At 62.9% G+C, this 6,499-nt stretch carries 6 protein-coding genes; 3 read left to right on the plus strand and 3 right to left on the minus strand.

Annotated features, from left to right (window positions below; all coding sequences use genetic code 11):
• Window positions 1–1,385 (minus strand): CocE/NonD family hydrolase (locus J4F42_20525; protein ID MCE2487906.1); only part of this gene is annotated, 1,385 nt, incomplete at its 3' end.
• A gap of 138 nt (window positions 1,386–1,523) precedes the next feature.
• Here J4F42_20525 and J4F42_20530 point away from each other — a divergent pair.
• Complete coding sequence (locus J4F42_20530) at window positions 1,524–2,273, plus strand: adenosylcobinamide-GDP ribazoletransferase (protein MCE2487907.1); 750 nt, start codon at window positions 1,524–1,526, stop codon at window positions 2,271–2,273.
• Between the two features lie 50 nt (window positions 2,274–2,323).
• On the opposite strand, the gene J4F42_20535 is transcribed toward J4F42_20530, so the two are convergent.
• On the minus strand, window positions 2,324–2,716 hold the full coding sequence (locus tag J4F42_20535; GenBank protein MCE2487908.1) for a hypothetical protein: 393 nt from the start codon (window positions 2,714–2,716) through the stop codon (window positions 2,324–2,326).
• 128 nt (window positions 2,717–2,844) lie between these two features.
• Here J4F42_20535 and J4F42_20540 point away from each other — a divergent pair, with 128 nt between their 5' ends.
• Both J4F42_20540 and J4F42_20545 read left to right on the plus strand, forming a co-directional pair.
• Window positions 2,845–3,786 (plus strand): LysR family transcriptional regulator, encoded by a 942-nt coding sequence (locus tag J4F42_20540; protein ID MCE2487909.1) that lies wholly within the window; start codon window positions 2,845–2,847, stop codon window positions 3,784–3,786.
• A 57-nt stretch (window positions 3,787–3,843) separates the two neighbouring features.
• On the plus strand, window positions 3,844–4,818 hold the full coding sequence (locus J4F42_20545; protein ID MCE2487910.1) for a DUF4115 domain-containing protein: 975 nt from the start codon (window positions 3,844–3,846) through the stop codon (window positions 4,816–4,818).
• 10 nt (window positions 4,819–4,828) lie between these two features.
• Here the strand turns inward: J4F42_20545 and J4F42_20550 are convergent.
• Window positions 4,829–6,499: hypothetical protein (locus J4F42_20550; GenBank protein ID MCE2487911.1), on the minus strand; the 1,671-nt coding region annotated here is incomplete at its 5' end.

A 6,499-nucleotide genomic window follows, 5' to 3' on the forward strand; every position in this document is an offset into this window, starting at 1 on the left:
CTGCTGGCCGCGTACAGCTGCACGCTGATCGGTCCGGTGACCTCGACAGCGTGTTCCAGAACCGGCGTGGTGTAGACCAGGACGTCTGGGCGCTCTTCAACCGGACGCTGGTCGAAGGCGCCGCCCGGCACGGCGGCCGGCCAGCAACACAGGCCGCCGCCCCTGGTCGGCACCGGGTTGCGGGGATCGGAGACGTAGACATCGGCCGGCTCGCTATCAGGCTGTTCCGGGCTCAGGCTGCCGTTGCCGCGCAGGCTTTTGGCGTCGCCCTGGCTGTGGAAGTAGTACGGGGTGTATTGGGTGCGGGCCAGCGGCCATTCGTCTTCGGTCCGCCAGGCGTTCTCGCCCATGACGAAAATCCGTACCGGTGGCTCTTCCAGCAGGCCGTTCTGCTTGCCCTTGAGCCAGTAATCGAACCATTTGAGGTGCAGCCCGTCGAGATCAACCGCCAGTGAGGTGCTGGCCAAGCCGTAGTTGACCTCGCCGACCACGTTGTTCAGCGGTAAGGTGTGATGCCACGGGCCGACGATGAGCTTCTGCCCCTGCCGGGCGTCCGGGCTGCCGCCCCGCTCGCGCATGCCCAGGTAGTTGCGGATTGTGCCGCCCAGGAAAATATCGTACCAGCCGCCAACATTGCAGGCCGGGACCGTGACCGTATGGTGCTGGGCTTCGATATTCCAGGCCGCCCAGTACTCATCGTCGTCCGGGTGGGCCAGCCAGTCGTAGAAATAGCCTGCGGCCTGACCGAACAGGGGAAAATCTTTGAGCGGCAGGTGATGGAACCAGTGGCACATATCGTCAATGCCGGCCACCATCTTCCCCATGTCCTCGGCCGCGTCGGGCATGGTCTGGGCCAGGCGCTGGTAGGTGTCGGGAGCCAGGCTGGTCATCGTCCAGCTCTCGTTAAAGCCGAGGGCAAACGCCCCGCCCTGATAGGCCCAGCCCTCGTGGTAGTGCGAGGCGGTAATGAGGGGGAAAATCGCTTTGAGATGGGGCGGGGTGGTGATGGCTGCCAGCCACTGGGTGGCGCCGACATACGAGGCGCCGTACATGCCGACCTGGCCGTCCGACCAGGGCTGGACGGCACACCACTCGACCGTGTCGTAGCCGTCATTGACATCGTCCCGAAAGGTATAAAACGTGCCCTCCGAGGTATAGCGGCCGCGCGAGTCCTGAATGACGACGGCATAGCCCTCGCCCGCAGTGCGGATCACGTCGAGCATCAGCATGCCGATGCTGGTCAGGCTCTTATCGTAGGGCGTGCGTTGCAGGATGACTGGATGGCGACCGGCTGCGGCCGGGCGATAGACATCGGCGTACAGGACAACCCCGTCGCGCATCGGCACGGGAATATTTTTTTCGATCACAATCGTTGGCTCACCCATGGCGCGTACTCCTTGTGTGTGGCGTGCTGACCGTATCGACAGAAAGGGACGACGCCGTCGAGCATACGCCCCCACCCCCGCCTCTGCAACGCCGCCGCCGCATTTGCGCCAGTCCCGGGACGTGCTATAGCAGCCGGGGTGCTGCGTGAATTCCTGATCGCCCTCCAATTCCTGACCTGCGTCCATTTCATCCGTCCGCCGGTGATCGAGCCCGGCCGCTTTGGTCGGTCGGGCGTCTTTTTCCCGCTGATCGGTCTGCTGCTCGGCGCGACGGCCTGGAGCGTGGACAGTGGGTTGCGGCCGCTCTTGCCGCTCGGCCTGCTGAGCGGCGTTGTGATCGCGCTCCTGGCCGTCTTGAGTCGCGGTTTGCAGTTACGAGGCGTGGCGGCCAGCGCGGTTGGCCTGCTGGGCCGCAAACCGCGGGCGGTCCGTCTGGCCGATATGCAAGACCGGACCTGGGGGGGGGTGGGAATAACGGCCCTGGTGGCCGTCCTGAGTCTGAAAGTCGCAGCCTTGGCCTGTCTCGATACCGGCTATCGTGGGGCGGCGGTGCTGCTGAGTCCGATGCTGGGTCGCTGGGCGTGTGTGGTGATGGCCTATAGCTCACGTCCCGCCCGCAACCACGGGCTGGGTGCCGCGTTCATGCAGGGCCTTGGGTTTCGGGAGTTTGGCACGGCCAGCGTCATGACGCTGATCCTGGTGTTGAGCCTGGTGGAAGTGGGCGGCCTGCTCGTCTTCCTGGGGCTGGCGGGCATCATGATCGGCTGGACCTTGTACTGTAATCGGCGCTTGGACGGAGTGACCGGAGATGTGATCGGAGCGCTGGGCGAAGTCGTTGAAACCGGGGCGGTGTGTCTGTTTGCGGTGCTGGAGAGTGTAATCGGATGAGGAGCCAGGGGTGGGAACGAGCGGGGGGTTGAGCACCCCGCTGGACGGGTTTACCCGGCGGGTTGGGCCATTTCGGGCTCAGAGAGTCTGGGCTGAACAGGGATGCCTTGACCCACATCAAGCTCGGTCAGGTTTTTCTGCTGGAGGAGAATTTGTTCTTCTCTCCACTCCTGTAGGGCTTCACGCATCCGGCCGGGGTGGATGCCAAGGATGTCGCCGATATTCTCAAACGAGAAAAACCAGCGGGTGTCGGTCGACTCGATCCATTCCTGGGCCTCTTGGAACAGGCGGCGCTCATGCGGTTTCCGGGCTAGCAGGTAGGTCTGGAAACAGTGCACCGCATCCTCTAGCATGGCCAGCAAAAGGCGTTTTTCTCCTTGCAAAGGTTTTCTGCCCAGAATACTGAAGAACTGTTCTGGGAGAAGGGTATCCGGCTCGAACATAATTCCTCTCCTTACCGCAGCGCTATGAGTGAAGGGCTACATCCTGCTGCCACATGGTATGAGGTGGAACCCTAACGAAATTCGAGCTATAAGTAAAGTGAAAAAATCTTCATCACATTATTAGAAACATGCATGTCGAGACGCTCAAGGTTTTTTGTGATCTGGCCGAGACAGGTAGCTTCTCGCTGGCGGCCTCAAAGAATTTCGTGACTCAGTCGGCGGTCAGCCAGCAGATTCGAAGTCTTGAGGAGCGCTACGGCCGAGAGCTGGTGGAGCGCTCGAAAGGCCACGTGCGGCTGACCCAGGCCGGCCAGGTCTTATACGAGGTCGGCAAGGAGATCATCCAGAAGTACCGGGAGATTGAGAACAGTTTGCATAGCCTGTCCCGCTCGGTGGCCGGCACAGTCCGGGTTGCAACAGTGTATAGTGTCGGCTTGTACGAACTGTCCGCCCCGCTCAAGCGCTACCTCCAGACGTTTCCCGAGGTCAATATTCACCTCGAATATACCCGGGCCAATAAAATCTATGATGAGGTGGGCCGGGGGGATGTTGACCTTGGTATTGTGGCCTATCCGAGCAAACGCCCGCAGATTCTGGTCACCCCTTTTCGCGAGGACCGACTCGTCCTGATCTGTGCCCCCCAGCATCCGTTTGCGACATTTTCCGAGATCTCGATTAGGCAGCTCGATACCGAAAAGTTCGTCGGCTTCGAGCGGGATATTGCCACCCGGCGGGCTCTGGACCGCATACTGCGGCGCAATGGCGTCAAGGTGCGCTATGTGATGGAGATGGACAATATCGAGACCATCAAACGCGGGGTCGAGATCGGGGCCGGGGTGTCCATCGTGCCGGAGCCGGCCATCAGCCAGGAAGTGAAAAACGCCACCCTTGTTGCGGTGCAGATCCAGGACGAAATCCTGACTCGACCGCTCGGTATTATTGCCAAACGGGGGCGGCAGTTTACGCCCGCCGTGCAGGAGTTCATCGATTTCCTACAGGGAAAGGCGGGCCAGGCGACAGACCAGGAGAAGGGACCGGAGGCCGGCCGGACGCTCGACGGTTTGGTGTGAGTTTCGCGTGTCTCGATCTTGGGGGATGGTGGGGCCGTGTCAGATACGGAGGAGATCATGGGGGAACAGGGGTTGAGATCGGTTTTCACGGCACTCAGGCAGGCGCGTGAGCAGCGAGACATCTCTCTGCAGGACGCCGCCCAGGCGGTGAATATCCCGCTGCACTATCTCCAGACCTTGGAGACGGGGGAAGACTCTCGGGTGCTCGCCGATCCGATGTATCTCATCCCATTTCTACGGAGATATGCCGCCTTTCTGGACCTCAATCCTGATGAGGCGGTGCGGCAATTCCTTGCAGAACCGCGAAAAAGCGGCGGCGCCAGGATCAACAATCTGTCCACCAATCCTGTCAGACCTGTCCGGTTTTCAGGCTGGCTCGTTCCTCTCGTGGTGTTGGTGGGCGGCTTGGTCGTCGGGGCGTTTCTCCTCCAGTCAAGCGATCTGCGTTTGTGGTGGACGGGCTCGACCGAGCCGCCGGTCGCGGCTGACCCAGCAGAGGCCGGTCTGCTCCCCGACGAGGGGGCGCCTCTGACTGCGCCGCCGGTCGCGGAGCGGGGACAAGACGCGGCGGACATGATCGAGCCGCCGGTCGCGGCTGACCCAGCAGAGGCGAGTCCACCCCCTGGCGAGGAAACGCCTGGGGCTGCGCCGCCAGTCCCTGAAGAGGAACAGGTTGTGGACATCTCGCCAACTCCCGAACCTGCTCTGCCCTCTACGCTGCCCGCCCTCGCCCCGTCTGCGCCCAGCCCGGAAGCCCCCCAGCTCCCGCGAGCGCCCTCTGGCTTCCATCAGCTCCACATACAGGCGAGAGAAAGAACGTGGATCCGTGTCGTGATTGATGAAGAACTCATCCAAGACGTGGTGCTTGAACCGAACGAGCAGGTGCGGTGGGAGGCCAGAGATAATTTTACGCTGACGGTTGGCAATGCGGGAGGGGTTGAGGTGACGTTTGATGATGATCGGCTCCCCCCGCTGGGACAGTCTGGAGAAGTGATCCGCCAGCTCCATCTGCCGGCGTCCGAGGACGAGTAGCCACGACGTATCAGGCAGGGGTGGGCGCTGGCGGTTTTTTCAGAAACTCCGAAAACTCGTAGACACCACGGGCCGGGCGACCCTTCCAGCAGGTCTCGGACAGGCCAAACGTGACGGCCAGGGCGCGACCCTGGGTCACATGCCGAACCACCGGAATCGCCGTCGTGGTTTTTCCTTGGCAGTTCAGGCTGAGGGAGAAGTCCGGCAGATCTGGATTGAGGGACAGCTCAAACGTGACCGGACGGCCATGGTCGTGGACATAGTCCAGATTCCAGTCGCCGGGGCGTAGCGGATGGGGTCTGCCGTGGGCATAGATCACCCCGGCCGAGCGCGGCCCTTCCGGGAGCTCGGTCCGGGCCAGAAAGATGCCCAGGTCCGGGCCAAACGGCAGCGAGACGAGCTGGCGGGGCAGCAGGCGGCCAGCTTCCTCGGCCCGCAACATGTCCATGAAACCCCAGGCGTCAATTGCCGCGTTGCGGTCGCGCAGGCGAATCTCGCCGTGCAGGCGGGCGAGGTAGATCGGCGCCGGCGGCGGGCTTGACGTCTGAGGGATGCTCAGTTGCAGCCGCATCTCAACCGGCTCAATCCAGGAGGCGGCCAGTCCGTCCTCCAAACGGATAAATGCCTGTGGGTGGGAAAAGCGCATGGCCGTGCCGCGATACGAGATCGACAGGCCGTCGGCATGGCGCTGCCAGACATAGCCGCCGACACGGACTTGGTTGGAGTGTGGGCTGGCTGCATCCTCGCCGGTAAACAGCAGCATCTCGGTGCCGCCCAGCGATAACAGCAGCCGGCCCGAGTGGGTAGACGCCTTGGCGTCAAATTCGATCCCGCCGGTGAGACCCAGGCCGCTGACCAGATCGTGGAAATGGAGGCTCATACGGCTCGGCTGCGCGTCGTGGTGAACGGGCAGAAACGCGCCGTCACGGCCGGCTGAGACGTCTGGCCCAGCCAGGTTCAGGTGAGAAAAGTCGCGACCGCCCTGCGGCAAGGGCTTGGGCGCTTGGCCCAAAGTCCGACAGAAGATGTCGATGAAACGGTCCCGCTCAGGACCGGGCCAGCGCAAGCCTACGCCCAGCTCAAGCTGGACGGCGTGGATCTTTTCCTGGCTCGACAGCTCCGCCAGAGTCCGGATCGGAAGCGATTCGTCCTGGGCAAAACGAGGGCTGAAGACCTGCATGAAGTTGTTTTTTGCTGCGGCCGGATAGCGGCGACCGAGCGCCACGTTGAGCCCGGCGGCCGCCCCGGCGGTCTGAAACGGCAGCAGCTCTTTAGACAGGAAAGCACTGCCAACAGTCGGCGCGCCCTTGCCGGCGGGCACCAGGCGTGTCCCGTGTTGTTTGAGGCCGACCCCCAGGTCGCACACCGGCTGGACCACATTCCAGCCGTGGACAAAGAATACCTTGGCCGTGCCGTACGCGGCCACCAGGTGAGAGACAAGCTCGAGCAGGGCGGCGGGAAACCAGGGCGCATCGGTGCGCACCTGGCTGACCCGATTGAGATCAATTTCGTTCCGGTCGAGCGATTGGTTAATGAGCGCGTAGCCGCCCGTCCGGGCGGCCAACTGCCGGGTCAGCCCGGCCGTGTGCAGATCGTTGACCTTGACGCTGTCCTGAACGGGCGCGTCACTCGGCCGGCGTCCGCCGTGTGGAGCCACCAGCACGATGGGCGCCTCGCCCTC

Source organism: Desulfurellaceae bacterium (assembly GCA_021296095.1).
In the GTDB taxonomy this organism is placed as follows: domain Bacteria; phylum Desulfobacterota; class Binatia; order Bin18; family Bin18; genus JAAXHF01.